2 protein-coding genes are annotated in these 940 nt (G+C 67.4%); one reads left to right on the top strand and one right to left on the bottom strand.

Annotated elements, in window-relative coordinates:
• On the bottom strand, positions 1–403 hold a 403-nt coding region (locus tag KUM32_RS35545), incomplete at its 3' end, for a DedA family protein (protein ID WP_217146052.1).
• A gap of 237 nt (positions 404–640) precedes the next feature.
• Between KUM32_RS35545 and KUM32_RS35550 the strand changes: the two genes are divergently transcribed.
• Positions 641–940: YbjQ family protein (locus tag KUM32_RS35550; RefSeq protein ID WP_217146053.1), on the top strand; the 300-nt coding region annotated here is incomplete at its 3' end.

Here is a 940-nt window from a genome sequence, read left to right on the forward strand (position 1 = left end):
GCGTGAAGGTCCGCACGATCGGCACGAAGCGGGCCAGGACCAGCGACTTGGGCCCGTACTTCTCGAAGAAGTCGTGCGCCTTCTCCACGTTCTCCTGTTTGAAGAGCTTGGAGTCCGGTCGTTTGAAGAGCGCGGGTCCCACCTTGCGGCCGAAGAGATAGCCGGCCTGGTCGCCGGCGACGGCCGCGACCACCACCAGGAGGCAGACGAGCCACAGGTTCATGTCGATCATGTCTGTGGTGACGAAGAGGCCGGTGGTGAACAGGAGCGAGTCACCCGGCAGGAAGAAGCCGATGAGCAGGCCCGACTCGGCGAAGACGATGGCGAGCACGCCGTAGATGCCGAACTGGTCGATCAGGTGGTCCGGGTCCAGCCAACTGGGGCCGAGCGCGAGAGTGGTCACGGGTGACGAGGCTCCTGGATCAGGGGGTGCAGGCGACGCGTGGTGCCCGGCCGCGGTCGGAGGAGCGGAACTGAATGCGGCTGGGTTCGGATAGTCGGCCCAAAACTATCAACGCCAGACGCCGAGCACCGGTTCCAGGCCGGCCAACCCGGAGCGCCCCGCGTGCGTCATCTCACGGGAACGGGAAACCCGCACCTCACGCGCCCAACCGGCGCGCACCTCACAGAAAGCAGGCGCATGAGCATCGAAGAGTACGGCGGCGGCCAGCAGGAGCACTCCGACGTCCTGGTCGTGACGACGAACGACGTACCGGGCCACGACGTCCAGCGGGTCATCGGCGAGGTCTTCGGGCTCACCGTTCGCTCCCGCCACCTGGGCAGCCAGATCGGCGCCGGCCTGAAGTCCATGGTCGGCGGCGAGCTGAAGGGGCTGACCAAGACGCTGGTCGAGACCCGCAACGAGGCGATGGAGCGGCTGGTCGAGCAGGCCCGGGCGCGCGGCGCGAACGCGGTCCTGATGATGCGCTTCGACGTGGCG

It is taken from the genome of Streptomyces sp. AC627_RSS907, from assembly GCF_019049165.1.